General features: G+C 42.1%; 22 protein-coding genes. 6 read left to right on the forward strand and 16 right to left on the reverse strand.

All coding sequences use genetic code 11. The features are described 5' to 3' along the window. Window position 1: 1 nt before the first annotated feature. The 3 genes from KHZ77_RS02840 to KHZ77_RS02850 form a co-directional block, all read right to left on the reverse strand. On the reverse strand, window positions 2-1,189 hold the full coding sequence (locus tag KHZ77_RS02840) for an MFS transporter (protein WP_295195775.1): 1,188 nt from the start codon (window positions 1,187-1,189) through the stop codon (window positions 2-4). A 130-nt stretch (window positions 1,190-1,319) separates the two neighbouring features. Further along, window positions 1,320-1,817, reverse strand: a complete 498-nt coding sequence (locus KHZ77_RS02845; protein ID WP_295195532.1) for a MarR family transcriptional regulator — start codon at window positions 1,815-1,817, stop codon at window positions 1,320-1,322. A gap of 168 nt (window positions 1,818-1,985) precedes the next feature. Then, a complete protein-coding gene (locus tag KHZ77_RS02850) occupies window positions 1,986-2,402 on the reverse strand; it encodes an Rrf2 family transcriptional regulator (protein ID WP_295195536.1) in 417 nt (138 codons plus the stop codon). Window positions 2,403-2,628: 226 nt separating this feature from the next. Between KHZ77_RS02850 and KHZ77_RS02855 the strand changes: the two genes are divergently transcribed. Continuing rightward, window positions 2,629-3,996, forward strand: a complete 1,368-nt coding sequence (locus KHZ77_RS02855; protein WP_295195538.1) for an NCS2 family permease — start codon at window positions 2,629-2,631, stop codon at window positions 3,994-3,996. 240 nt (window positions 3,997-4,236) lie between these two features. On the opposite strand, the gene KHZ77_RS02860 is transcribed toward KHZ77_RS02855, so the two are convergent. After that, complete coding sequence (locus KHZ77_RS02860) at window positions 4,237-5,850, reverse strand: PLP-dependent aminotransferase family protein (protein WP_295195539.1); 1,614 nt, start codon at window positions 5,848-5,850, stop codon at window positions 4,237-4,239. A 172-nt stretch (window positions 5,851-6,022) separates the two neighbouring features. Here KHZ77_RS02860 and pdxS point away from each other — a divergent pair, with 172 nt between their 5' ends. From pdxS to KHZ77_RS02880, 4 genes are all read left to right on the forward strand, one after another. Continuing rightward, window positions 6,023-6,868, forward strand: a complete 846-nt coding sequence (pdxS, locus tag KHZ77_RS02865; protein WP_295195541.1) for a pyridoxal 5'-phosphate synthase lyase subunit PdxS — start codon at window positions 6,023-6,025, stop codon at window positions 6,866-6,868. A 490-nt stretch (window positions 6,869-7,358) separates the two neighbouring features. Beyond that, a complete protein-coding gene (locus KHZ77_RS02870; RefSeq protein WP_295195544.1) occupies window positions 7,359-8,708 on the forward strand; it encodes a D-serine ammonia-lyase in 1,350 nt (449 codons plus the stop codon). A 12-nt stretch (window positions 8,709-8,720) separates the two neighbouring features. Further along, complete coding sequence (locus tag KHZ77_RS02875; protein ID WP_295195547.1) at window positions 8,721-10,088, forward strand: gluconate:H+ symporter; 1,368 nt, start codon at window positions 8,721-8,723, stop codon at window positions 10,086-10,088. A 172-nt stretch (window positions 10,089-10,260) separates the two neighbouring features. Continuing rightward, on the forward strand, window positions 10,261-10,833 hold the full coding sequence (locus KHZ77_RS02880) for a helix-turn-helix domain-containing protein (RefSeq protein WP_295195549.1): 573 nt from the start codon (window positions 10,261-10,263) through the stop codon (window positions 10,831-10,833). Between the two features lie 134 nt (window positions 10,834-10,967). Here KHZ77_RS02880 and KHZ77_RS02885 read toward each other — a convergent pair whose 3' ends face one another. The 5 genes from KHZ77_RS02885 to KHZ77_RS02905 all read right to left on the reverse strand — a co-directional run bounded on the left by KHZ77_RS02885 (window position 10,968) and on the right by KHZ77_RS02905 (window position 17,719). Beyond that, window positions 10,968-12,074 carry a PTS transporter subunit EIIC gene (locus tag KHZ77_RS02885; protein ID WP_295195551.1) on the reverse strand — a complete coding sequence of 369 codons (1,107 nt, stop codon included), beginning with the start codon at window positions 12,072-12,074 and terminating at the stop codon, window positions 10,968-10,970. 548 nt (window positions 12,075-12,622) lie between these two features. Beyond that, a complete protein-coding gene (locus KHZ77_RS02890) occupies window positions 12,623-13,519 on the reverse strand; it encodes a dihydrodipicolinate synthase family protein (RefSeq protein ID WP_295195552.1) in 897 nt (298 codons plus the stop codon). 200 nt (window positions 13,520-13,719) lie between these two features. Further along, window positions 13,720-14,634: an amidohydrolase family protein gene (locus tag KHZ77_RS02895; RefSeq protein ID WP_295195554.1), complete on the reverse strand. Its 915-nt coding sequence runs from the start codon at window positions 14,632-14,634 to the stop codon at window positions 13,720-13,722. 217 nt (window positions 14,635-14,851) lie between these two features. Next, window positions 14,852-16,000 (reverse strand): PTS transporter subunit EIIC, encoded by a 1,149-nt coding sequence (locus KHZ77_RS02900; protein ID WP_295195556.1) that lies wholly within the window; start codon window positions 15,998-16,000, stop codon window positions 14,852-14,854. A 201-nt stretch (window positions 16,001-16,201) separates the two neighbouring features. Then, window positions 16,202-17,719, reverse strand: coding sequence for a UxaA family hydrolase (locus KHZ77_RS02905; RefSeq protein ID WP_295195558.1), 1,518 nt, complete (start codon window positions 17,717-17,719; stop codon window positions 16,202-16,204). A 292-nt stretch (window positions 17,720-18,011) separates the two neighbouring features. On the opposite strand from KHZ77_RS02905, the gene KHZ77_RS02910 reads away from it, so the two are divergent. Further along, on the forward strand, window positions 18,012-18,791 hold the full coding sequence (locus KHZ77_RS02910; RefSeq protein ID WP_295195559.1) for an IclR family transcriptional regulator: 780 nt from the start codon (window positions 18,012-18,014) through the stop codon (window positions 18,789-18,791). A 362-nt stretch (window positions 18,792-19,153) separates the two neighbouring features. Here KHZ77_RS02910 and KHZ77_RS02915 read toward each other — a convergent pair whose 3' ends face one another. From KHZ77_RS02915 to KHZ77_RS02945, 7 genes are all read right to left on the reverse strand, one after another. Continuing rightward, a complete protein-coding gene (locus KHZ77_RS02915) occupies window positions 19,154-19,873 on the reverse strand; it encodes an MIP/aquaporin family protein (RefSeq protein ID WP_295195561.1) in 720 nt (239 codons plus the stop codon). A 22-nt stretch (window positions 19,874-19,895) separates the two neighbouring features. Then, the gene (locus tag KHZ77_RS02920; protein WP_295195563.1) at window positions 19,896-20,414 is read right to left on the reverse strand and encodes a heme-binding protein; all 519 of its coding nucleotides are present in this window, start codon (window positions 20,412-20,414) and stop codon (window positions 19,896-19,898) included. A gap of 350 nt (window positions 20,415-20,764) precedes the next feature. Next, window positions 20,765-21,520 carry a BMC domain-containing protein gene (locus KHZ77_RS02925; protein WP_295195565.1) on the reverse strand — a complete coding sequence of 252 codons (756 nt, stop codon included), beginning with the start codon at window positions 21,518-21,520 and terminating at the stop codon, window positions 20,765-20,767. Between the two features lie 52 nt (window positions 21,521-21,572). Beyond that, window positions 21,573-22,976 (reverse strand): aldehyde dehydrogenase family protein, encoded by a 1,404-nt coding sequence (locus KHZ77_RS02930; RefSeq protein WP_295195567.1) that lies wholly within the window; start codon window positions 22,974-22,976, stop codon window positions 21,573-21,575. 15 nt (window positions 22,977-22,991) lie between these two features. Next, window positions 22,992-23,627: a phosphate propanoyltransferase gene (locus KHZ77_RS02935; protein WP_295195568.1), complete on the reverse strand. Its 636-nt coding sequence runs from the start codon at window positions 23,625-23,627 to the stop codon at window positions 22,992-22,994. A 159-nt stretch (window positions 23,628-23,786) separates the two neighbouring features. Beyond that, complete coding sequence (locus tag KHZ77_RS02940) at window positions 23,787-24,803, reverse strand: response regulator (protein ID WP_295195569.1); 1,017 nt, start codon at window positions 24,801-24,803, stop codon at window positions 23,787-23,789. A 1-nt stretch (window position 24,804) separates the two neighbouring features. After that, window positions 24,805-26,130 (reverse strand): PocR ligand-binding domain-containing protein, encoded by a 1,326-nt coding sequence (locus KHZ77_RS02945; RefSeq protein WP_295195570.1) that lies wholly within the window; start codon window positions 26,128-26,130, stop codon window positions 24,805-24,807. Window positions 26,131-26,136: the final 6 nt, after the last annotated feature.

The following is a 26,136-nucleotide window of genomic DNA, read 5'->3' on the forward strand; positions in this document are numbered from 1 at the left end:
ATTAAGCAGCGGCCTCAGCCACCGCGCGCACGCGACGTTTATATACCATCCAAGCCACAATCACAAGTAAAAAACCTGTGGTTAAGAACACATAGCGAATGCCAAACAAAGTGGTTACACCACTGGCAAAGAGCGGTCCCACCATACAGCCGAACTGGTTGGCTGTGGTCGACATACCGAATACACGGCCTCGGAAGGACGGTTCTGTATAATGTGCCACCGCCGCACTAAGAAGCGGATTAACCCCTACAATGAAGCAACCTACGAGAATCTGCAAGCTGCCGAACCAGTAGATGCCGAGCGGAACACTTTGCAACAATAAGAATATTCCTGTACCGGTCAAAGCGTAACACACGGCTCTGAAATAGCCTTTTTTCTGGCCGAAATAAGACCAAATATTAGTCGTAATGGCACCGGCCACACCACCGATACTTAAGATCATACCGGCTAATAAAGCAGCCCCTTCCATTGTGCCTTGCATATGGCCTACGTACAATGCCAAAATCGGCTGTAACATAAGGATGGCTGCCTGCATAATGAAATAAAGCCATAAAAGATCAATCAATACAGGGCGTTCTTTTACAAAAGCCCAATCTTCTTTAAATGATGTAGTCTGCACTGTCGGTGCTTCTTCGATAACAGGTTCCTTTACGAAAAAATACACCACTGCGCTGGCGATGAACAATACAACGCCGGCAATAATAAATACCGGGCGCATACCGACAACCGCTTCAATCATACCGCCCAACGACGGTCCGATAACGTTACCGATAATAAGGCCGGTCTGGAAAATCCCCAAGGCTGTACCGGTTTTTTCTTTAGGTACGCTCAGAGACACCATGGTCATGGCCGCCGGCATAAAGCCGTTGGCAAAACCCATTAAGGCACGAGTACCGAATAATTCCCACGGAGTCTGTACAAAGCCGGTTAAGGCATAGGCAATCCCGATAAAAATACCGGCCCGAATAGCCATCAGCTTTTTCCCCTTCGTATCAGCCATTCGTCCCCAAATAGGAGCCATAATGCCGGCTACCAAAAAGGTAATGGAGAAAACGATGCCTGACCACATCGGTACATCTGCCACCTCGACCCCTAAATCTAATAAGTACAGGGGTAAAAAGGGCACTAACATGGTATAGCAAATTGAAAGCGAAGTCATACATGCAGTTAAAATCCACACATTTCTCATACCGCCGTTTTGATTTGCTTCTGTCACGATATTCCTTCTTTCTATCCTTGAAGAGACTATAGTGCGGAGATACTTTCGCACCTCCGCAACATAATCACATATTAATACACTCTAAAATACCTATCTAAGCTTATACTTTCTGTTCGTGTCCTGTTAAACGAGCCAGAATTTTGTAGAGAAGCTTGTACATGGTAGCAAATTCTTCTTCCGTAATGGAAATGATATTTGCCATTTGACCCGGTACATGCGCCACTGTTTGCTTAAGGGCTTCACCTTCCGGAGTCAGCGCAATAAGAACAGTACGTTCGTCTTCTTTGGAGCGAGTACGGGACAAAAATCCCTTCGCTTCCATTTTACGCAACAATGGAGTTAGCGTACCGGAATCAAGATACAAGAACTCGCCCAGAGATTTTACATTCATCTCTTTGTGTTCCCACATTACCATCATAACAATATACTGCGTATATGTTAAGTTTGCCGGCTCCAATAAAGTTTGGTAAGCCCGCACAATTTCTTTTGCACATGCATATAAAGGAAAACATAATTGATTTTTTAATGCCAATTCATCAATGTTATTTGTTTTATCATTTATATCTGCATTGGTCATGTTGTTAATAATATCGGCCACTGTGCAACTCCTTTCATAGATAAACAATACTTTACACAAATAAAACTAATCAAAATATAGGAATAAACAAACTAATATATGCTATTAATTTGTTTACAATATAATTAAGTAAATAAAAACGCATCATCAGCTCATGGCCAAACAATGCGTCTTTTTTCTAAGCAAGCATTACATGTCGAATTTTTTGTCCAGAACATCTTGCAAAGTAACACCTTTCATATATTCTTTGAACTGTGCCTGCATATGTTCCCACAATGGTAATGTGGCGCAGGTTTTACTTCTTGGACACTGGTTTACTTCGTCTTCCAGGCACGCAACGAGCGCGATGGAGTCCTCTGCAGCCCGCAGAATATCATATACTGTATATTCTTTAGGGTCTTTAACCAAACGATATCCGCCGTACTTACCGCGTACACTCTTTACATAGCCTGCTGCACTTAAACGCGCAACAATACCTTCTAAATATTTATCTGAAATGCGTTGCCGCTCCGCAATTTCGCGGATTGACACATTTTTATCTTTACCGTTTTCTGCCAAGTCAACTAATACGCGCAAAGCATAACGGCCCTTAGTTGAGATTTTCATTTTCATATACCTCTTTCACAGTAGGAATTACCTTAATTCATTATATCATAGGTAGCAAGTACATCATAGAGGGCATTTATAGCATATTTCATATTATTATTTCTGAATCTTCAATTATAAATTGCTTAAAATTCATTTATATTAATAAGATTATCACTCTACAATTGCAAATGTCCATGGTAAAATGAGGTAGTACTAATTTTATCTATATGTTAAGGAGGTACGTATGTTAGAAAAACTGTTCGCACTTAAAGAGCGAAACACGACCGTAACGACTGAAATTATCGCCGGTCTTACTACCTTCATCACCATGGCTTACATCCTGTTCTTGGCACCAAATTTATTAGGTATCGCCGGTATGGATCGCGATGCTGTATTAATCGCTACAGCCCTTGGTGGTGGTATTGTCACTATCTTCATGGGGCTTTACGTAAACTACCCGATTTGTTTGGCCCCGGGCGTTGGTCTCCTGGCCTTCTACGCCTTCACCGTTGTACTCGGTATGGGAATTCCTTGGCAAGTAGCCTTGGGCGCTGTTTTCATTTCCGGTATCGTCTTCCTCATCCTCACGTTGACCACGATCCGTCAGCACATTGTTGAAGGGATTCCGGCTTCCATGAAAATCGCCATCACCGTCGGTATCGGACTTTTCATTACCATTATCGGTTTAAAATTATCCGGCCTTATGACGATTTCCCTGTCCTTGCAACCGGACAGCTTAGCTAAAATCGTAGCCGGCAACGGTCACGGCATTCCCGGCCCGTCCGAAACGATTTTAACCATGGGTAACTTAGCGGATCCACAAGTTCTATTGGCTTTATTCGGCCTCTTGTTCACCGCTATTTTAATGGCGCGCAACATTCAAGGTTCCTTCTTGATCGGCGCTATCGCCACCAGCGTATTGGCCTACGCAACAGGCAATGCGACCTTACCTGAAAACTTCTCCATTATGTCAATTCCTGACTTCAGTAAAGCCGCCTTCTTCCAGCTCGACATTTCCAGTGCTATGCACATGGGCCTTGTAACAATTATCTTCTCCTTCACCTTCGTGGAATTATTCGACTCCATGGGGACTTTGATCGGTACGGCAACAAAAGCCGGTATCGCCAATCCGAAGGAAGGTAAGTTCCCTGGTCTTGGCAAAGCCATGACCGTCGACGCTATCGGCGTAAGCTTCGGTGCCGTTCTCGGTGCCAGCACAATTACCGCTTTCGTTGAAAGTGCTGCCGGCGTTGGTGCAGGCGGACGTACCGGTCTTACTGCGGTAACTTGCGGTATTCTCTTTATTCTGTCCTTATTCTTTGCACCGCTCATTACTTTGGTGCCTAACTGTGCAACTGCTCCTATCCTAATTCTTGTAGGAGCATTGATGATGGAACCAATTCGCGACATCGATTTCTCCGATTGGACCGAAGCATTCCCTTCCTTCATCGTAATTGCACTTATGCCTTTCACTTACAGCATCGCTAACGGCGTAGCTGCAGGTCTTATCATGTACCCATTGTTGAAAATCATTGCGGGCCGTACAAAAGAAGTTCACTGGATCATGTATCCTCTGGCTATCATCGTATTGGTTCGTTACATTTGGTACTAATGGTACACTCGTTAGCATAAACGATCTGAAAATTGACCGTGTTTATACTAACCGGATTAATAAAAACAAAAGGTTGAGAGATTTATCTCTCAACCTTTTTTATTTGCCCCTTTATCTATATTCAGTTAAGCGTATGGGGACTCGCATTATATGTATGCTAAGCGTATGGGGACTCGCATTATATCTATACTTAACGTGCGCATACTTTTTAAGACTTTTCTACTTATATACAATTCTATTCTACTTATACGCAATTCGGGCACATTCCATCAATCGCTGAACACCCGTTTCCAATTCTTCCATGGTCAAACTGCCATAGCCCAGTAAATAACTTCGTTTCGTATAGTCTTTCGTCTTCGAATGTACAGCGCAATTTTCCATATTAGACGTTTCGTTGTTAATCGCTTCATTATTAATCATTTTATTATTAATCGTTTCGTTATAAAACGTATCACTATGAGGCGTTTCGCTATTCGCCGTATTCATATAATAATGCTGCAACGAGTCTATATTAATACGTGCCTTTGTGCATTCCGCTTTAAATCTCGCTTCATCCAGACCTTCCGGGAAGGTAATCACCAAGTGAAGGCCTGCCTCGGCGCCCTGTACGACAACCGGTTGTTTCAATGCCTTCAACGACGCCTTGTGTAATGTCTGCACCAAGAGCCCCCGCTTTTTCTTATAAAGCGTCCGCATACGATTTAAGTGCTTTTCAAAATGCGCCTGTCCAATAAATCGATGTAATACCTTTTGACTCACAGTTCCAACCGGACAGCCGAAATACGGTAAACGCTCACGATACTGTGAAACCAACGCATCAGGCAATACCATGTAGCTTACGCGAATAGCCGGACTGATGGACTTGGAAAAACTCCCCAGGTAGATGATTTTACCCGTTCGATCCAGCGCCTTTAGCGCAGGAATTGGGCGGCCCTGGTATTTAAACTCACTGTCATAGTCGTCTTCAATGATGAATCTTCCATCCTCTTCCTCCGCCCAGCGGAGGAGCTGACTGCGCCGATTTAATGACATAATCACACCGGTCGGAAATTGATGGGACGGCGTAATACAGGCCACATCCACTTTATTCTGATTGAGCGATTCCACCTGAATCCCCGACGCATCTAAGCTGACCGCTTTATAGGCCACCTCATTCGACTCGAACAACTGGTGCAGTAAATGATAACCCGGATTTTCTAGGCCAAACACCTTTTGAGGCAGGAGCTTAAATATGATATGGAACAAATACTCTGTGCCGGCACTGATGACTACCTGCTCCGGCCGTGCCGTAAAGCCTCGCGATTGTCGCAAATAATTGCAAATACTGCGGCGCAACGGCTCATACCCTTGCACCTCCCCTTGAAAGGCCAGATCATCACCCAGTTCGTCGTATACGTCCTTCGTAATGCGCTTGAATAGCTCCGTCGGCATGTGGGCCGTGTCGATGCCGGAATAGGTAAAGTCGTAGAGGATTTCTGACTCAGTAGCAATGGGGTCAGCATCTGCATTCAGATTTACTGTTTCACTCCCTAACACTGCACGTAGCCGCCCTGTTTCCCCTTGAGGAGCCGCATTAGACTCCACATAGGAGATATAAAGTCCCTGCAAGTTCTCCAACTCCGCCACGTAATAGCCTTTGCGGGGAACCGAAACGATATAACCTTCTTCCTGCAATAAGAATAATGTATTTTCAACGGTATTCTGGCTTAAATTATACTCATCCATCCACCAGCGCTTGGACGGCAGCTTCTCCTGTGGCGCCAACTTTCCCTGTAAAATCTGTCGTTTAATCCCTTCATATAGCTGTAAATATAAAGGCTCCTGCGATTCATTACGTAATACAATTAACTCCATAACACTCATCCTATACATATACCCGAACTTAAATGAATCAAACTGATATTTGATAAATCGCAATTTATCTGACCCCATTATTTTTATCATTTCTGACTCTTTCTATAATAACAGTATATAGGTTATACTGTTATCAAGTCAATTAACAAAAAGGTATTTAGGAGGCTTTATTATGGATACAAAACAATTTATGGGTGGAGTAATCATGGACGTAACGAATGTGGAACAGGCTAAAATTGCCGAAGCGGCCGGTGCTGTGGCTGTTATGGCATTGGAACGCGTGCCTGCCGATATTCGCGCTGCCGGTGGTGTTTCTCGCATGAGCGACCCTAAAATGATTCGTGAGATTATGAAGGCTGTTAAGATTCCGGTTATGGCCAAAGTTCGTATCGGTCATTTCGTAGAAGCGGAAATTCTGGAAGCTATCGGCATAGACTTTATCGACGAATCAGAAGTGCTGTCTCCGGCCGACTCTGTATATCATGTAAATAAAAGAGATTTTAAAACTCCATTCGTATGTGGCGCTCGCAATTTGGGCGAAGCTCTTCGCCGCATCAACGAAGGTGCTAAGATGATTCGCACCAAGGGTGAAGCCGGCACCGGCGACGTTGTACAGGCCGTATCCCATATGCGCCAGATTATTAAAGAAATGAACATTGTAAAAGCATTACGTGATGACGAACTCTACGTAATGGCTAAAGACTTACAAGTACCATACGATCTTGTAAAATACGTACACGACAATGGTAAATTACCTGTGCCAAACTTCTCCGCCGGCGGTGTGGCAACACCTGCAGACGCAGCCCTCATGAGACGCTTGGGTGCTGACGGCGTATTCGTAGGCAGTGGTATTTTTAAATCCGGCAACCCTGAAAAACGTGCGAAAGCCGTTGTAGCCGCCGTTGAAAATTATAAAAACGCCGAAATCATCGCAAAAGTATCTGAAGACTTAGGCGAAGCCATGGTCGGCATCAACGAAGACGAAATCGAAATCATCATGGCAAACCGTGGCGTATAATCGGTTTACTAAACAATCAGTCATTATCTTGTTCCGGAGATGAGCCTATCTGCCCGACCTCAACAGATTGCTTCATTCCTCCGAAAAACTCCATACACAATGAATCTTATGTAAAAAGCCCGCAGCAGATGGACCCTATACACCATCTGATTGCGGGCTTTTTGTATATTCCTTTCCTTTTTATATCTATATTCTAGCTCTTTTCCATTTAACTAAATTTGTTATTTTTAATTCATTAACAATTTTTTTATTCAAAATAATGTTATTTTTAACCTTTCTTAATTTTATTTATTAAATGGCTTTCATTTTTATTGGTCATTCAGAACCTCCCCTTATATATATCTTGTATTTCTATTCTCTTTTTTCAAGATAAATAAAAATTTATCTAAAAAATAAAATTTTATTATTGATTTTTTATAATCGTAAGTATATTATTAAGTCATAGTTAAATATATCGTTATTTTTACTTTTATTTTTAAGGAGGATTATGATGAGTATTCTAGGAAAATCAAAAGAAGCTTGGATTCAAGAATTTCCACTGTTGGAAAAAGTTACAAATCTAAAAGAGGCGGTATATATCAATGAAACGATTGACAACACTCCTAACCATACTATTACGAGTGAACTTAGCCTTGCAGATATCGAAGATGCAAGCCAGCGTCTAGAACGTTTTGCCCCATATTTAAAAAAGGCTTTTCCGGAAACAGCGCCTTCCAACGGGATTATTGAATCTCCTTTAGTGAAAATAGACCATATGCAGGCCTATTTAAACGATCTGACTCATTCTGAATTATTTGGCCAATTATATTTGAAAAAAGATAGCCACTTACCTATATCCGGCTCCGTAAAAGCTCGCGGCGGTATTTATGAAATCTTAAAATTAGCGGAAGAAATAGCTATTAACGAAGGTCTCTTATCATACACTGACAATTATGAAATTATTGATAGTCCAAAATTTAAGGATCTATTTAAAACTTACTCTGTAGCTGTTGGTTCCACCGGCAACTTAGGCCTTAGTATCGGTATCATCAGTGCTAAACTAGGATTTAATGTTACAGTTCATATGTCAGCTGATGCTAAACAATGGAAGAAAGATATGCTTCGTGAAAAAGGCGCTATCGTAGTTGAGTACAAAGATGACTACAGTAAAGCTGTTGCCGAAGGCCGTAAACAATGTGAAGGCAATCCAAAAGCTTACTTCGTAGACGATGAAAATTCTAAGACATTATTCTTAGGTTATGCAGTATCCGCTTTACGTTTACGCAAACAACTGGAAGCATTGAATATTTCTGTAGATGCAGAACATCCTTTATTCCTGTACTTACCATGTGGCGTTGGTGGGGCTCCAGGTGGCATCACATTCGGTATGCGCACTGTATTTGGACCTAACGCTCATTGCTTCATGGTAGAACCTACACATTCCCCGGCTATGATGCTTGGCCTATTAACCAAATTACATGAAAAAGTAAGTGCCCAGGACTTCGGCATTGATAATTTAACTGCAGCAGACGGACTCGCTGTTGGCCGACCATCCGGATTCGTAGGTAAAACTTTAGAAAAAGATATTAGTGGCGTAATGACTGTAGAAGATGATTTCTTATACAAACTACTCTATCATTTAGCAGAAACAGAAAATATTTATCTTGAGCCATCCGCTTTAGCAGGTCTTAAAGGCTATATCGATTTATCCACTAGCCATGAAGCTCAAGAATATTTAAAGAACTTTAACTTGTTACCTTATATGAAAAACTCTATTCATATCAGTTGGGCTACCGGTGGCGGTATGGTTCCTCAACAAATCATGGACGAGTTTGTTGAAATTGGCAAAAAGATGCAGTAATGGAGGACTATTATGGATGGAAGTACATTTGCATTAACAGCACTGCTATCATCAATCATTCTTTTAATACTATTAATTCTAAAAGCTAAACTACACGCTTTTATTGCTTTACTTACTACTTGTTTTTATTTAGGCTTTATAACGGGAATGCCTTTACCTAAAATCGCCGCTTCAATTCAAGCCGGCGTAGCCGATATACTAGGTTTCCTCGCCTGTGTTATCGGTTTAGGTACAATCTTGGGTAAACTTCTTGAGTATTCCGGCGGTGCTGAAGTTTTAGCCACCACGATGCTGAAAAAGATGGGCGAAAAACGTGCTGCTTTAGTTATGACTATTGTAGGCGTATTAGCCGGTATCTCAGTTTTCGTTGAAGTTGGCTTTGTACTACTGTTTCCGATCGTTTTCTTCGTAGCAAAAAAAGCTAAATTACCACTTTTTTATCTTGGCATTCCTCTGGCTGTAGCACTAATGATCGTTCACTGTATGGTACCACCTCATCCTGCAGCTTTTGCAATTACAATCTCTTTGGGTGCTGATGTTGGTAAAGTTATTTTGTATTCTTTATTAATTAGTACTCCAACCGCAATTTTAGCTGGTCCAGTATGGTCAAAATGGATTACTAAACACTTAAAAGGTGAATCTGAGTCTAATACTTCTAAAAATTTAGATGATCAAGCAAATCCATTAAAAGATGCTACTACTTTGCCTGAAAATGCACCTGGATTTGGTATCACTCTCTTTACGATTATTTTGCCATTGCTTATCATGGTAGCAAGAACCATCTTATTAATGACTTTAGACAAAGGATCATCCCTTGTTCCTGCTGTTGAATTAATCGGTAATCCTTTAACTGCCTTATTTATCTCTGTATTATTCGCATACTATGCATTAGGATTATCTAAAGGGAAAACGATGGATAACCTCTTGGCCATTACCGATGAATGCTTCAAACCAATTGCAGGTATTCTATTAATTATCGGTGCAGGCGGTGCATTCAACCAAATGTTGATTGACAGCCATTTAGGTGCCAGTCTCAGTCTATGGTTAAGTTCATTAAATATGAGCCCTATCCTCTTAGCCTGGTTCGTAGCATTTGTACTCCATGGCGCTATCGGTTCTGCAACAGTTGCCATGATTGGGGCAGCCGGCATGGTATCTCCACTACTCGCTTATTATCCGGGCCTCCAGCCGGAAATCGTAGTATTAGCTATCGGCTCCGGTGCTATCGGATTAACACATGTTAACGACTCTCTTTTCTGGCTAGTTAAGGAGTTCTTAGGTGTATCGTTACAAAATATGTTTAAAGGATTTAGCTCGGCTTGTCTATTAGCTTCGTTAATTTCTTTAACTGGTATTTACCTATTAAGTATGTTTATTTAAGACTATCTCAAGAATAAAATAAACTTCACATACTTGTTTAAATTTTAAACTCTAATATTTCAACTCATCACAATGTATTAGAGTCAATTTAAGAAGCACCTATTGATAACATTCAATAGGTGCTTTTCTATGTTATAATGAATTATTAAGATAATAAAGTCTAGTTTTTCTTGTGAAAGGTCTTATTGTGGATAATTATAATCTCGGTTTACGCATTCAATCAATCCGTCAAAAACAAAATTTAACACTAAAAGAGGTCGCGGATAAAGCAAATATTACGTCCTCCATGCTCAGCCAACTTGAGCGCGGCAAAGCAAATCCGTCCGTTGAGACATTGAGAAAAGTAGCCAGTGCATTAGAGGTCCCTTTATTTGCTTTTTTTGCACAAGACAATATAGTGCCTACAAGCCATGTAATTAGAAAAAATGAACATAAAAAAGTAACGTTCCTTCCCGCGAAACAGGTTGAATATACAATTCTTTCACCTCAAAAGAACACAGAAATAGAGTTAGCACTCATGGAAATCTACCCTATTTCTCAATCTATTGATAAAGCTATGAGTCATGTAGGCGAAGAAATTGCTTATGTATTAGAAGGAACCGTAGATCTCACATTGGGTTCTGAAACAATCAGTTTAAACACTGGAGACAGCGTACATATCCCCGCCAGCACTGTACACAAATGGGTTAATAACAGCAATAATATTGTTAAAGTTATTTTTGCTATAACTCCACCTACTTTTTAAAATATTTTTTTACACTCAATCAAAAAGGTACTGCTCTAAAGAGCAGTACCTTTTAATAGTTCTATTATTTGATTTGCGACTGATTTATAGCTACTTTCTCGCTATATTATTCTATACAACTTAACATTACTTATTTACTCCCCCACAGGTTCATCTTTCACATCTTCAAAGCCGGTCACCAATGTGAGTATAAAGCTGATTGTAAAGGCTAAACCCAAAGCGGTAAGGTACCACACGAAGGACGGCCCTACAAAGACGGGCAAGGTTGTTACGGCCGGGATGGCGAATGCTGCGGCACTAACTTTGAAGAAGCCCGCTACGGCACCACCGATGCCACCGGCAATACAGGCACAAACCATAGGTCGTTTCAAACGAAGTGTGACCCCGAATACGGCCGGTTCTGTAACGCCCAGCAATGCCGTAATGGATGCCGATAAGGCTTCGGAACGGAACAATTTATTTTTACTGCGCACCGCCACGGCTAAACTGGCACCGGCCTGAGCAAACATGGCGCTGCCGAATAGTGGCATTAATGTATCGAAACCGTACACGGCCACGTTGTTGATGGCAATCGGGAAGAAGCCCCATTGTAAGCCAAGAATACCAATAAATGGCTGCACAACACCAATAACAATGCCTGCAATTAGAGGACTTACATTATACATTACTTCATAAGCTATACCGAGCCAGTCACCCACCAATTTCCCTAAAGGCCCCAAAAGCATAAGTGTTACCGGAGCCATGATGGCGATGCACACAGGCGGCGTGAACAAACCTTGTACGGATGCCGGGATAATTCGTTTACACAATATTTCAACGAATTTCATGCCATATACAGCCAATAAAATTGGAATCACTGACGCCGGATACATAACAGGCAATACAGGAAGACCGAAGAAATCGGCGTTTTCTCCATTTTTTAACAGATTCGTTAAGTCCGGATACAGAATAACGCAGGCCAGTAATATGGCCGTGAACGGATCTACACCGAAGCGCTTCGCCGCCGTATACGCCAAGAAGACAGGTAAAAAGTAGAAGAAGCCATCGCTCATGGCATGCAAAATAGTATATGTACTGGAGTTTGCATCCACCAGCTGATTAACGGTAAGAAGAATAAATATACCTTTTAGAATACCAGTAGAAACCAGCAGGGCAATAATTGGCAAAAACAAAGAAGATAAAAGATCCATAGTAGCATTCACGGATCGCTTAAACCATCCGAGAGAGGCTGCCTGACTCATGAGAAGCTCCTTTCAAAATAGCATAACCAACGTATAGTACGATTGTTAATATTATAAATAAAGATAACAAATTATCAATGTATTTGATGTGTTTTTTCACATTACCTTTATATTATAACCTTGTACGAAGCAGACAACAAGACAGCCCTACCGGTTAACATGCATCTTGAAATTCATTAAGATTAAACCGTTTTAAATTAGAATCAGATTACTTTAAACTAAAATTAGATTACTTTAAATTGTCGCCACTTGCCCTGTTTAAATCGCCACCAGAAGATAATGCCGCGAACGCCCCATTCAAGGCACATGGCATAAGCGATACCTATAACGCCCATATTCAAATAGATACCGAATAAAAAAGAGCTACTCAACATAACAAGCCACTAAAAATAGGATACACCTATTTTTAGTGACTTGTATTCATGTCTCTACTGTTATAGAGGTTGTATTCATGCCCCCACTTTTATAGGCACTATATTCATAGTCCTATTTTTATGCTAGCTACATTCATAACCCTACGTTTATGGGAGTTGCACTCATCACGCTGCTTATTTGGTTACACCCATGTCTTTCAACATTTGTTTGATTACAACTTCCTGTTCAGCTGTAACAGGTGTACCAGGAATTCTCGTAAATGTGGAAATATCCAAGCCTTTAGCTTTTACGGCTGTTTTGATAGCCACGATGAAGAGGTCAGTTGTATCGTATACAGCCATAAGTTTAGAAATCTTTTCGCCATATGTTTTCACGGCTTCAAAATCGCCGGATTCGTAAGCACTGTGAAGGGCTACGAACCATTCAGGAACGATATTGGTCAAACCACACAATACGCCGTCGCCGCCGGAAATACGGTTACCTACATAGTATTCATCATAACCGGACAATACGTTAAACGAAGGTACAGCTGGTTTTACCGTGTTGATCATTTTACGTGTATGGCTCAATGTATCTACAGTGTCTTTAATCGCCACAATGTTGCTGTGTTTTTCAGCCAAGGTTTTTACTAACTCCGGACTTAAGTCACGACCTACACGATCAGGGAAATTATAAAGCATGATTGGTAATTTAGTGCTGTCTGCCACACGGCCGAAGTACGATTCTGCAGCCACTTCAGTAATGCCGAAGTAGAACGGAGACACGATGTTAAGTGCATCCACCCCTTCATTTTCACAGTAAGCTGCCAATTCTTTTACTTCTTCAAAATTATTACCACCAATGCCCACAATGACAGTACAACGCTTGTTAACTCTTTTTACAGCAAAACGAATCAGTTCTTTTCTTTCTTCCAAAGTCAACGCATAGAATTCGCCAATGCTTCCTAAGAATAATAAACCATTCAAACCTGAATCAGCTAAATAATCAATGTGTTTTCCAAAGTTCGGGTAATCGATAGCTCCGCTTTCTGTCATAATTGTAATGACCGGTGAATATACGCCTTTAAACATAGTTGTGTCCTCGTTTTCTACTTTTACTACATAGTCTGTCTCTTCTTTTACTGCACAGTCCTGTGCATCTGTTCTCGTGAAAATATCACATGAAAGACAATGCCCAATGATTCTCAACTGAAGTAAATGTGATTCTTACATCGTTCATCATTGGGCATCATAGTCTTACATTATTTTGTTTTTAAAACTCTATTCAAGTCTTATTTTAAATAGTATGCTTTGCAAGCATTGTTATAGAATACATCTTCTAATTCTTTTTCGTCGAAGATACCTGATTCAATAATGAAGTTATATAAATCAGGGAATTTGAACTTGGTAAGTACTGCAGGTGCGTCAGTACCCCACAAGTTTTTGTCAGTACCCAAGATTTCCTTAGCCATAGCAATATATTCTAAGGCAGTTGGGTAAGGATATTCTTCAGGAGCCACGTTCCAAGGTAAGGCAGATAAGTCTACCCATACATTGTCATGTGCCAAGTAAGGCAATGCACAACGTAATGCTTCGCCATCTTTAGTGGATGGAGCCAACAAGTGGCAAATAACGATGTTAAGATTTGGATATTTTTTAGCAATGCGATATACAGCTTCAGGTTGGCAGCTGGCCATATGAGGGCTGCCGATATCAAGAACTAAAGTAACGTTTTCTTCTTGGGAGATGCGGTCGTAAATCTTAGTCAACATTGGGCTGTCAACGAAGAAATCATTGTGGTAACCCATCATACCGCCGCCGATACTGATTTCAAATTTGAAAATTTTAGCTTTGAATTCATTGATAAAACGATCTAAAATGCTGTCTACTTCTTTACAATGTGGATCTAATGTAACAGCCGCTTTGAATTTGTCAGGATATTTTGCAGCCACTTCAGTAGCATATTCGTTTTGGAAGCCGTACAAGCTGCCTTGTAACAAGATTGCTTTTTCAATATCATTTTCTTCCATAAGTTTCAACAAAGTTTCAGCCATGAATTCTTTGTCGCCATAACCTTCAGGGATGATAGCCATTTCATCACCATTGGCCCAACGGCATACGCCATTACCGATAGGACGGAATTCGCCAGCTTTACCAAAACTTGCAATTCTTTCAAAAATGTGTGCATGTGAATCGATCTTTTTCATAACAATTCCTCGCTTCCAACAGTTCCCTGTTAAAACAATAAATACCTAATACCTTGAAAAAATACCTAAAAAACAAACACGAACAACTAAAAATATATGTTAAAAAATTGAAGCCCATTGAAGCTTTCTAGAAGCTTTTATAAATAAAACCCTTACATGGTTTTGACAGCACCGCCCCCTGCGGCACAGCTATGTGAAACAGCTATAAGTCTGTCAATTATTCCTTCGCACCTTCTGCCGCAGCAGCATCCAAATCTTCATCAGTTACGTCTTCGAATTTTACGAACAAGGTGAATACGAAGGCTAATACGAAGGCTACAGCCAAGGAAAGTACGAATGGAATGAATGCATGCGTCATGAATACAGGCAATGTAGTCAATGCAGGAAGAGCGAAGGAAATAGCTCTGGATCCGAAATGACCTGCAATAGCACTGCCGATACCGCCCGCTACACACGCACAGAACATCGGTGTTCTTAGACGCAAGTTAACGCCAAACATGGCAGGTTCTGTAATTCCGAGCAATGTAGTCAAAGAAGCGGAAATCGCTTCAGAGCGGAAACGTTTGTTGTTAGTTTTGAAAGCTACTGCTAAAGCTGCACCGCCTTGACCGAAGATGGCGCCGCCGAATAACGCCATAATAGTGTCATAGCCATAAACAGCTACGTTGTTCAAAGCGATTGGGAATAAGCCCCAATGTAGGCCGAAGATAACCATAAATGGTTGGAATGCACCGATAAAGGCACCGGCCAATAAAGGACTGAGGCCATAGATAAATTCGTAGCCATCGGCCAACCAGCCGCCTACGATTTTACCCAATGGGCCAAACACTAATAATGTAAGTGGAACAATAATGAGTACGCAAATTGGTGGTGTAAATAAGCCTTTGAATGTTTCAGGAATGATTTTGTAGCATGCCTGTTGAATGAATTTCATGCAGTAAATGGTTAATAAGATTGGAATTACCGATGCGGAGTACACAACAGGTGTTACCGGAACTCCGAAGAAGTCTAACGGTGCGCCCGACTGCATGATACTGGAAATGTCCGGATGTAAAATGATGCACGCAATAAGAATAGACGTAAATGGTTCCACGCCAAATCGTTTAGCTGCCGTGTAGGCTAAGAATACCGGAATGAAGTAGAAGAACGCATCACTCATAGCGTTCAAAATGTGATACGTGCTGGAATCAGCAGGTACAACATTGTTAATCGTTAATAAAATGAATATCCCTTTTAATATCCCCGCAGATACCATCAACGCGATGAATGGTAAAAACACGGAAGAAAGTAAATCAATTACTTGGTCGACGCCTCTTCTAAATGCATTTTTTTCTTGCTCTTGCGCCGCTTTGTTTTCAGTTGCCATATTATTCTCCTTACCCCTATAAATAGTACCTATACTATTAATCCGGAGACGTCCCTCAATCTGAATGTATCCCTATAAATCCTTCTGTTAAGTTATATAAATTTTATTCATATAGCCTATGTATCACAAATGCCAACGGTCAAACCGTTGGCATTGCTGTGATAGTATCAGAAATTACGGGTGTCCCCTCATACCTGACAGTTAAACTGTCGTAGCTAATCGCCAAATGGAAAAATCGTTTTGTTCGTTCATTTCCGCCTTAGTCAGTTCCCCTTCACTAACTTTGACGATTAATTCTAGAATTTCTATACCAATATCGTATTTAGTTTTGCCGCCATCAATGATTGTGCCTGCATTGATATCGATGTCGCCGGCCATTTTCTGAGCCAATGGTGTATTAGTGGCTACTTTGATAGTCGGTGTAATCGGGCTGCCTGTAGGAGTACCGCGACCTGTTGTAAATACTGCGATATTACAACCGCCGGCTACCATGCCGCTCAATTGTTCAATATCGTTGCCAGGTGTGTTCATCAGTGTCATACCTTTGTCGGTAATCTGTTCTGCGTATTCTTTAACTGCTACTACAGGTGTGTTGCCGGCTTTGTAAATACAACCTAGGGATTTTTCTTCGATACTGCTCAAACCGCCTTCAATGTTACCAGGGCTTGGGTTAGAACCGCGAATATCCGCATTGGAGTCGATAACTGTCTGTTCAAACCCTTTGATCGTATCCAAGATTTGTTGTTTAACTACCGGTGTTTGACCACGTTCTGCTAAGATGTGTTCCGCACCGATAAGTTCGGTTGTTTCTGCTAAAATAACCGCCCCGTTCTGTTGTACTACGATGTCCGATACAACGCCTAAGGAAGGATTGCCTGTAAGGCCGGAGAAGCTGTCGCTACCGCCACATTCAGTACCAAGTACTACATCGGCTAATGTACCTTCGCTCTTAGTTTCCTTCAATGCATCTTTCAACATGCGTTTTACAATTTCAACGCCTTTTTTAACGCTGTTTGCAGTACCGCCTTGATCTTGAATCTTGAAGTATTCAACATCTTTATAAGGAGATAATGCTTTAATAGATTCAGCTACGTGATCGGCTTGAACTACTTCACAGCCAAGACCTACAACCAACACGCCGTATACGTTAGGGTTGGCACCTGTACCTACCAATACACGTTCAGTTTGTTCTGCGTCGTAGCTCAATTCACTACAGCCATGCTGATGAGTAACATATACCGGTTTAGTGTCATCACGGTATAATTCTTCATCACGAAGTACTGTCTGTGCAATGCGTTCAACGACTTTGTTAGCACAGTGTACACTTGGAATGATAATTACGTGGTTTCTGAAACCGAAGGTGCCGTTGGAACGACGGTAACCTTTTAACTTAAACTGTGTATCACTGGTAGCTACTTTGTTATCGCGATGAACGTCCTGGTCGATGTCACGCACTGCGCTGTCTGTGTCACCGCGACCACGTTCGCCTTCAATATTATGCACATGAACCCAGCTGCCGGCTTTAATATCTTCTGTTGCTACGCCGATATGTGCATCATATTTGATAACAGGTTTTCCTTTCGGAATGTCTTCTGTTGCAAATTTGTGACCTGCCGGAATAGCTTCACGAATTGTAGTGCCTAAAGCTTCGTCGCCTACTTTTAAAGCTTCAATCGCGGTTGCCACATTGTCTCTCGAACCTACATGAATCGCTTTCATTTTTTGCTCCTACTCTAGTAATTTGCATTACTTAAATACACCTGTATAACGAATATCCGTATCTTGATAATAGCATTTAACCTGTATATGTTCAATAATTTACGTATATACGTAATCTTATTTTATTGCTAACATACCGCATTACATCGCTATTCAATCTGTTAACTTTTCAAGTTTTTATAGGTATATGTTGACATTACGAAACACAAAGTTTATATTGTAATCAAAGCAACCCTAATTTTTTCTTTATTTTTTATCATTTTATTACGTATATAAGAAATCAGGTGTTTCCATGGCAGTATTGAAAACGAAGTACGATCATATGCCGACCGTCAGAGTATTAGATATATTGGAGTCTATCGCCAGCGCTCCAAAGGGCTTAACGTTGTCGCAGATTGCAGAAAAACTGGGCTATCCGCGCAGCACGTTGACCCCGATTTTAAAAACCCTTACAAATCGCGATTATTTGTCCTGTGACGAAGACAGTCTTATTTATAATATCAACCGCCAGCTCTTCATCTTAGGCAACACATACAACGAAACCAGCACAGTTTTAGAGCTTATAAAAGAGCAGATGCTTCATATTGTGGACGCATGCAATGAAACATGCCACTTGGGCGTACTGTCCGGCAATCGCGTCATGTACTTGCAAAAAGTGACCGGTACGCAGCCGATCCAATTTTTTTCCTCTATCGGGAAAAAATTACCGGCTTACGCCACAGCATTGGGTAAGGCTATTTTTTTCGATCACAACAAAACGGAGCTTGAGTCGGTTCTTGGTAAAACCTTCATTCCTTTAACGGAAAATACAATTACCAATATCGATGAGCTATACAAAGACATTCATCGCGACGGCATCAACAACTTTACCTACGAACGAGAAGAAATTACGAAGCATGCCCGTTGTATTGCGCGACCTTTGCGCCTAAACGGCCGCATCGTCGCAGCCTTGAGCGTCAGTTTCCTGGTATTCAACTCCTCACCGGAACATGTGAAGGTAATCAAAAACAACCTCAGTACCTACGGGAATATTATCGAAAAGCTCATGCACTCCCGAGGATTCACCTATTAAATAGTGATCCTTTAAAATAGTGCATCCTTTAAGCTTCAGGCAAAATTTTAAAGAGGCGGTAAGCCTGGTAACCATCTAGGTTTATCGCCTCTTTTACCAACACATTTTGTCCTATAACTTTGTTTTGTTCTATAATTCAATAGTATCCAAATATAAAGCGGCTATAGTCAGACTATAGCCGCTTCATACACATATTATTAAAAAGTCCACAATCCTTTTAGGGAAAGGATGTATCTGAACTCCTAAGAGTTAGGGTAACTATACACGCTATAGTTACCCTTTTTATTTTGCTCTTACTACATTATTGCTTTTCTATGTAATAGAATGATTGTGTTTGCTATGTATCTTTTATGCGTTCCGTCTTATTGCAATACAAGCCACACATGCATTGCAATGGTGGCACCGATGATCGGGCCAACAACAGGTACCCATGCGTATTTCCAATTCGCTGTACCTTTATTAGGTACCGGCAAGATTGCATATGCCAAACGAGTCGGGAAATCACGAGCCGGGTTCATGGCGTAACCGGTTGTACTACCGAAGGAGAACCCGATACCGGCGATTAATAAACCGAACATCAATGGTTTAAGCCCTTGTACCATATCGCCTAAAAGAAGTACACAGAATAAAAACATAAATGTTGCTACAATTTCAGATAACACGTTAAAGAACTTGTGTTCAATAGCCGGACCTGTAGCAAAAATACCAACACAGTTCCCTTCATCAGGGCCTGTTACTTTAAAATGTGGATAATAATGAATAATAGTCATTGTAGCGCCCAGGAAACCGCCCAAGCACTGTGCAACGATAGTGCCAGGTACTAACTCCCATGGGAATGCGCCGCCGCTGGCCAACGCAATGGTAAGCGCCGGATTCAAATGTGCGGGAGCACCAAAGAACCAGCCTGCATATACGCCGAACGTTACGGCAAAACACCAACCGAATACAATTACGCACCAATTAGGACTAAATGCTTTAGCAATGGTTTTATTTAATAATACCGATGCATTCGTACTATTACCCATAAATAATAAGATCGCTGTCCCTATAAATTCACCTAAATATACCTTCACTGGATCCATATTCCACCTCGCTGTATCCCCCTTATTTCAGCTGAAGGTGCACTAACTCTTGCAGCGCATAGGTTCCTACTTCCACATCTTCAGAACCTGTACCGCCGCTTATCCCTAACCCTCCAATCAGTTCATCATTATAATAAATCGGAAATCCGCCACCCAATGTAACGATAGGGCGTTTTACCATGGACTCCAATTGAAATAATGGTTGGCCCGGTTGAATCCGCGCTGTTAAGTCCCCCGTCTTACAACGCATAGCCACTGCTGTATAGGCCTTGGACGGTGCCACCTCGGATGCTATTAATAAGGCATCATCCATTTCGTATTGAAATATAATACGCCCATCCCGATTGGCTACAGCAATAACCATAGGCACCTCTATTGCCTCGGCTCGCTCCAACGCTCTGCGGAAAATTTCCGGCAACAGCGCACGCAGCACATCATTGGCGGAAGACTTTATACAGTTTTGCTCTTTAGCTTTGTGATGTACGTGTTTCCCTTGAAAACGCTCGATAATCTGCGCTACTTCTCTACCTACTTCACTCATAATAAAGCCTCCTAAAACGGACGTATCATTTCAATACATCAAATCATAATCACAAACATATACGAACATCTTTTACTACACAAGTTAATTTACTGCTAATATTATATGCCGTTTACAAGTTAAGGTTGGCATATACAAGTTAAAATTTTACTTCACAGGATTTTGTTTTGCTGCTCAATTTAAGTTTTAAATTTTACTTCGCAAGTTAAGTGTGATGCACAAGTTAAGTATTACTATACAAGTTAAGTTACTGCTAATGAGTATATGCCGTTTACAAGTTAAGGTAGCATATACAGGTAATCGTTTGCATGTCATGCGGTCCACAGTCGTGAACCGCATCTGCTATTCAATTAATTCGAAGTCGAGTCTTCTGTTGCCGTAGCGGGTTTCTTGCGAGTCCGCGTTGTCCGCCGTGTACGTTTCGTGGCCGTACGCGGCTTAGCGTCCACCGCTGCTTGCGCCATCTCAACCAGTGACGCCACCGTGTCGCTATCAGCTGCTGATAACGCTGTTGATTCAACCGCATCATCCGCCGCTTTAACAGCCTCTTTTACTGTTTCGACTTCAGTGACTGCCACCGCTGTATCCGATGTCGCTGTAGCAGGAACCGCTTCAGCTTCTTCTGCAACTCCAGTTGCTTCGACCTCTACAACTACTGTATCCACATCTGCTTCTCCGGATGCTTCCGCAGTATCCGCTACCGGCTGAGTATCCTCTAATACCTCAACCGTCTCGGACACTGCAGCGGTGTCCGCCTGTGCCTCTTTCACAGTCGGCTCCGCCTTTGTTTCCGGTGTTGCTTCCGCTTTCACAACAGGTTCTGCTTTCGGTTTTGTTTTTAGAAAAAGCGCCTCAATGTTTTCGTTTGGGCGGGGAATTACTTTTGAAGTAACGAACGCATCCGCCTGCATTGCCACCATGCGACCTGCCGCAATTGCGGCCTCCACGGCGCCAACACGACCGGTTACCTTCACCGTCATCCATCCGGATCCCTTTGCTTTTTCTATATCAAATACCTTTACATCTGCAGCTTTCACCATTGTATCGGCTACAGTAATTGCACTGGCCAGCCCTCGAACTTCTATAATTCCCAGGGACGCTCCCATACGCATGTCCTCCTCACTGCCTGTTCCACCACATTTGCTAAGTGTTTACATCTTATCGAATGCTGAAGGCTTCGCTTAATACGCAGCGACGGCGACGACAGAACGATTTTGCTGACGTAATACCTTCACCGGTAGGACCGGCGATTGTAAACGTCGTATGACCTTCACCTTGTACACCGATACCGGCATAGGAAGGAGCGTTCTTTACGAAAATGGTAGTTTCCAATAAGCGTGCCATCTTAGATAATTTGTCAACATTTTTGGAGTGCATAATCGCGGTGTGGCGGTTGCCATGTTCCGCAACATATGCATATTCAATCGCTGTATCCACATCAGGTACACTCACGATTGGTAAAATCGGCATCATCATTTCTTCGTCTACCAGATGGTGATGACGGCCTACGCGGCAGATGATCAATTTTACAGAATCATCTACAGTAATACCGATTTTCTGTAATAAAAATTGAGCGGATTTACCTACGCATTGAGGATCCGGTTTACCGGACTCTTTAGTAACAGCTTTTACTAATTCGTCGATTTTAGCATCGTCCATCAATTCATAAGCGCCATTTTTCTTCATGAAGTATACGAGCTGATCGCAAATTGCTTCCACGGCGAATACTTCTTTTTCAGCGATACATGGCACATTATTGTCAAAGCTTGCACCGGAAATAATATCCTTAGCCGCTTTTTCAATGTCTGCTGTTTCATCTACAACTACAGGTGGGTTACCTGCACCGGCACCGATTGCTTTTTTACCGGAAGAAAGAACGGTTTTAACAATGCCGGGACCACCGGTAGCTACTAACAAGCGAACTTTTGGATGCGCCATCATAGCATTTGTGCTGTCCAGGCTAGGCTCTCTTACCATGGTAATCAAGTTAGCCGGTGCGCCTGCTTCCTCAAGGGCCTGGTTCATAATTTTTACCAATGTGGCCGATACGCGTTTCGCGCGAGGATGCGGACTGAATACAACTGCATTGCCACCAACAATCATAGAGATGGAGTTGTTGATTAATGTTTCAGTCGGATTGGTTGTCGGTGTGATGGAACCGATAACACCGAAAGGTCCCAACTCTTCCAAGGTCAATCCGTCTTTACCGGTCATAGCCAATGTGGCTAAATCTTCTTTGCCCGGTGTTTTTTCCGCAGCCACTCTGTTTTTGATCAGTTTGTCAGCCACACGGCCGATGCCGGTTTCTTCAACCGCATCATAGGAAATCATTTCCAATACATCCTGTTTCAAAACAGCTGCGCGGATGGCGTTAACAAAAGCGTCGCGTTCCTGTAAAGAGAACTGCATCAATTGTTTTTGCCCTTTTTCAGCGGCTTCGATGGCCTCATCCATGCAATCGAATACGCCATATGTGTTGGCCGGTTCTACAGCTACGCTTTTTTCGAGCTGCATGTCAGCCAGAACTTGTTTTACTATATCTTGAATTAAATCGGCTTGCATATGCTACCTCCCCATTTATTTGCTTAATATTGCGGTATCCCCGTTTTTAATGCCCCCTGCATTGGCCTCATCCATGTCCAAATGCATTTCCAGTTGATATTTGGGAGATACTCGAATCAATACATTGGATAGCATCAATTTGCGCAACCCAAAAATCTGTACATTTACGAAGTCCCCATCTTTCACATTCATGCGTCGCGCATCATCCGGCGACATGTGAATGTGTCGTAATGCCACAATGGTTCCTTCTGATAATTGCACCTTGCCTTTCGGCCCGATTAACTCCAGACCCGGTGTATCAGTCAATTTTCCGGACTCTTTAACAATGCCTTTAACCCCTAGGCGGAAAGAGTCGGACAGGGAAATTTCCACTTGCGTTTGAGGACGTAAAGGCCCTAAAATACGCACTCGTTCAAAATCGCCCTTTGGACCGCGAATTGTCACAACTTCTTCGGCTGCAAACTGCCCCGGTTGCTTCAAGTCCGCTTTTTTATGCAATACTGCATCCGGTCCGAATAAAGTAATAAAATCTTCCTCGGATACATGCACATGACGATTAGATACACCTACCGGAATTCTGTAATTTTCTATTTCATTTAATTTTTCTAACACTCTGCTGTATACTTCTTCAATAAGTGTTTCGTATGTCATATTCAGACTCCCGTATTAGTTCTTAATGCGGTGTCCATCGCCGTTTCCAAGCCCCGATTGAGCGGCCCCATATTACTTCTATACCCTTACCTTTGCATCGTACGTTATGTTTACAGCACATTACGTCGTCCGCACATCTTGCTTATACGCCCGGTACGTTTATACGTTGGCGCGACTCCGGAATTCGGAAATAGTGATATTTTCGTACTTCTTGAACACCTTACAAAAATAACTAAAGTTGCTATATCCTAATTTGTATCCCACTTCGCTGCCGTTGACCTGATTGTCACACAGATACTGTTTAGCGAGATTTAATTTTTTTAAGTGAATGTAGTTCATCAGGGTCATATTAAAATTACTTTTAATAATGCGGCTTAAATAGCCTTGGCTGAGATTACATTCTTTCACAATAGTGCTCAGTGATATATCTTCTTCAATGTGTTCCTCTATAAAGGCGAACACGTGATCTAAAATGTAGGAGTTGCGCACACTCATGGTTTTAAAAATGTAGTCCACGCAGTTAAACAGCCAAATTTTACAGCGCCGTTCATCGCCTACAACAGCCAGGCTTACAGGGAATTCTGTAAGCACCGGTATATCAATCCCTTCCGATTTCGGGAAAACATGTTTGAGTAAGCTGTCAATTAAGGCTTCCCCGGCCTTCTTACGGTACTCGATAGTTCCCAACTCGAAAAGTGAAGCTACTACCTTATCCAGTAAAAAGTAGACCCGTTCAAAATCCTGATCGCTTACGGCTGCCTGTAAGGCATCATCCTGCCAAATCGGCATTGCCACCGCCGGAGTGGTCTGTGCTTTTTCTTTATAGGTCGTCAATATATCATATATTTCCTGTGGTATCACAGGTTTTACAATATAATTTTTAACACCGTTTTCCACAGCAAACTTTGCCATTTCAAACGAATCGCAGCCGGTAATGATATAAATCTCCATATTTGGCTTTGATTTTCGCAGCTCTTCAATCGCCATAACCCCATTTTTCACAGGCATACGAATGTCTGTAAATAATATGGCAATGTCATCCTGCATACATAAATCGATTACTTCCTGCCCATTAGTTGCTTCATACGCCACTTCAAATCCGTCTACAGATTCAACCAGTGCCCTCATGGCTTGGCGCATCAGACTGTCATTATCAGCAATCACTATTTTAGTCATATTAACGCACCTCGCCATAACGAACAGGATAACTGATTTGCAGATCCAGGCCGTTTTCCGAAACTCGTTTCACTTCCATTGTGCCCGCTTCGCCGAAGCGCGCCGCCAAAGTCCGCTTCAATGCAATCAGTGCATATACAACACGTTGGCGTTCAGTTTCATTTACCCAGTCATTTTCACGCATATCTTCATTAATGCTGTCTGCCGGTGTTGCGTGAATGTATTCATACTCCGATGAAGATAAACGTAAATTATTTCCTTTAACACGCAGCACCGTTTTATCTTGCTCAATAGCGGTCGTAACCACCAATTCCAGCGTACCTACTTCCACATTGAAGAAGTAGTGTACGGCGGCACAGATAAACGGCATAACCAGCATGAACGGCATGCTGTGATTTAATGTGGCCGGATCACTGATACACTCGTATTGCAAGCGGTCTCCGTAGGAAATTTTATTCAGTTTAATAAACAGCTCCATACGGCGAAGTTCGTCATCCACCGTATTTTTGCCGCCGCCGGGATTATTTCCCATCATATCCAGATAGGTAAGTACGGTGTTATTGGTTTTAACCGCCCCTTCTACAATCGCCATGTTGGCCATAATGTTGAAAATTTGACGGTCAAACAACACGCCCATAGTTCGCTTCAGATCATAGTATTTATCTTTGACCAGACGATTCTCCAGCTTTAAACCGCGCAGCTGTTTTTCCAGCTCTTGAATGTGCTCTCTCCCTTTTTCCTGCTCTTCCAGACCTACAATTCGCTGGGACAGAATTTTGGTGACGATGAGCTCAACCAAATTGGCAATGCACACAATTTCATCGTACGTATAGCGCCGTACATCGTCCAACGGCACGTCCGTATTATTTATATCCCATTTAGACTGCATAGCGCCGCCCACCATGTTTTTACTGAAACGCACCAGATCTTCCGGTGGATCAATACACATGATTTGCCCGCCAATAAAGCCGCCTAAATATTTCCCTTCTATGATGATAGGAATCGCCAGATCAATAAGGCCGCAAGGGCACTGGTAAATGCTGACCGTTTCATTGGCCGCCGCCAGAATTGCCCCCGATGCGTCAGACAGGCGACACAACAGATTACCGCTTAAGTCCTCCCTGACTGTGCGGCAGAAGCCTGTAAAGCCGGTAGTTTCAGAAACTACGTCGCCTTTATAATCTACTGTTACAAACGCCAAGCCTGTTACATTGGCTATGGTATTTTGAATCTCATTGAGCTCATCCAAACTCATGACGGACAAAATATCCATGCCATTATTCGCCATTACTGCAGCCTTACTTACATCCCTTCTTTGCTCACCCATCTGCGA

The organism is Veillonella sp., assembly GCF_018364065.1.
Lineage (GTDB): Bacteria > Bacillota > Negativicutes > Veillonellales > Veillonellaceae > Veillonella_A.

Bases quoted from the DNA above. Each gene is read 5' to 3' on its own strand.
- KHZ77_RS02930 (WP_295195567.1), bottom strand. From the start codon at position 22,976: ATGCAAGCCGATTTAATTCAAGATATAGTAAAACAAGTTCTGGCTGAC.
- KHZ77_RS02920 (WP_295195563.1), bottom strand. From the start codon at position 20,414: ATGAGTGAAGTAGGTAGAGAAGTAGCGCAGATTATCGAGCGTTTTCAA.
- KHZ77_RS02840 (WP_295195775.1), bottom strand. From the start codon at position 1,189: ATGAGAAATGTGTGGATTTTAACTGCATGTATGACTTCGCTTTCAATT.
- KHZ77_RS02905 (WP_295195558.1), bottom strand. From the start codon at position 17,719: ATGAAAGCGATTCATGTAGGTTCGAGAGACAATGTGGCAACCGCGATT.
- KHZ77_RS02940 (WP_295195569.1), bottom strand. From the start codon at position 24,803: ATGACTAAAATAGTGATTGCTGATAATGACAGTCTGATGCGCCAAGCC.
- KHZ77_RS02910 (WP_295195559.1), top strand. From the start codon at position 18,012: ATGGCAGTATTGAAAACGAAGTACGATCATATGCCGACCGTCAGAGTA.
- KHZ77_RS02925 (WP_295195565.1), bottom strand. From the start codon at position 21,520: ATGGGAGCGTCCCTGGGAATTATAGAAGTTCGAGGGCTGGCCAGTGCA.
- KHZ77_RS02895 (WP_295195554.1), bottom strand. From the start codon at position 14,634: ATGAAAAAGATCGATTCACATGCACACATTTTTGAAAGAATTGCAAGT.
- KHZ77_RS02860 (WP_295195539.1), bottom strand. From the start codon at position 5,850: ATGGAGTTAATTGTATTACGTAATGAATCGCAGGAGCCTTTATATTTA.
- KHZ77_RS02900 (WP_295195556.1), bottom strand. From the start codon at position 16,000: ATGGCAACTGAAAACAAAGCGGCGCAAGAGCAAGAAAAAAATGCATTT.
- KHZ77_RS02915 (WP_295195561.1), bottom strand. From the start codon at position 19,873: ATGGATCCAGTGAAGGTATATTTAGGTGAATTTATAGGGACAGCGATC.
- KHZ77_RS02890 (WP_295195552.1), bottom strand. From the start codon at position 13,519: ATGTTTAAAGGCGTATATTCACCGGTCATTACAATTATGACAGAAAGC.
- KHZ77_RS02935 (WP_295195568.1), bottom strand. From the start codon at position 23,627: ATGACATACGAAACACTTATTGAAGAAGTATACAGCAGAGTGTTAGAA.
- KHZ77_RS02870 (WP_295195544.1), top strand. From the start codon at position 7,359: ATGAGTATTCTAGGAAAATCAAAAGAAGCTTGGATTCAAGAATTTCCA.
- KHZ77_RS02855 (WP_295195538.1), top strand. From the start codon at position 2,629: ATGTTAGAAAAACTGTTCGCACTTAAAGAGCGAAACACGACCGTAACG.
- pdxS (WP_295195541.1), top strand. From the start codon at position 6,023: ATGGATACAAAACAATTTATGGGTGGAGTAATCATGGACGTAACGAAT.
- KHZ77_RS02945 (WP_295195570.1), bottom strand. From the start codon at position 26,130: ATGGGTGAGCAAAGAAGGGATGTAAGTAAGGCTGCAGTAATGGCGAAT.
- KHZ77_RS02885 (WP_295195551.1), bottom strand. From the start codon at position 12,074: ATGAGTCAGGCAGCCTCTCTCGGATGGTTTAAGCGATCCGTGAATGCT.
- KHZ77_RS02875 (WP_295195547.1), top strand. From the start codon at position 8,721: ATGGATGGAAGTACATTTGCATTAACAGCACTGCTATCATCAATCATT.
- KHZ77_RS02850 (WP_295195536.1), bottom strand. From the start codon at position 2,402: ATGAAAATCTCAACTAAGGGCCGTTATGCTTTGCGCGTATTAGTTGAC.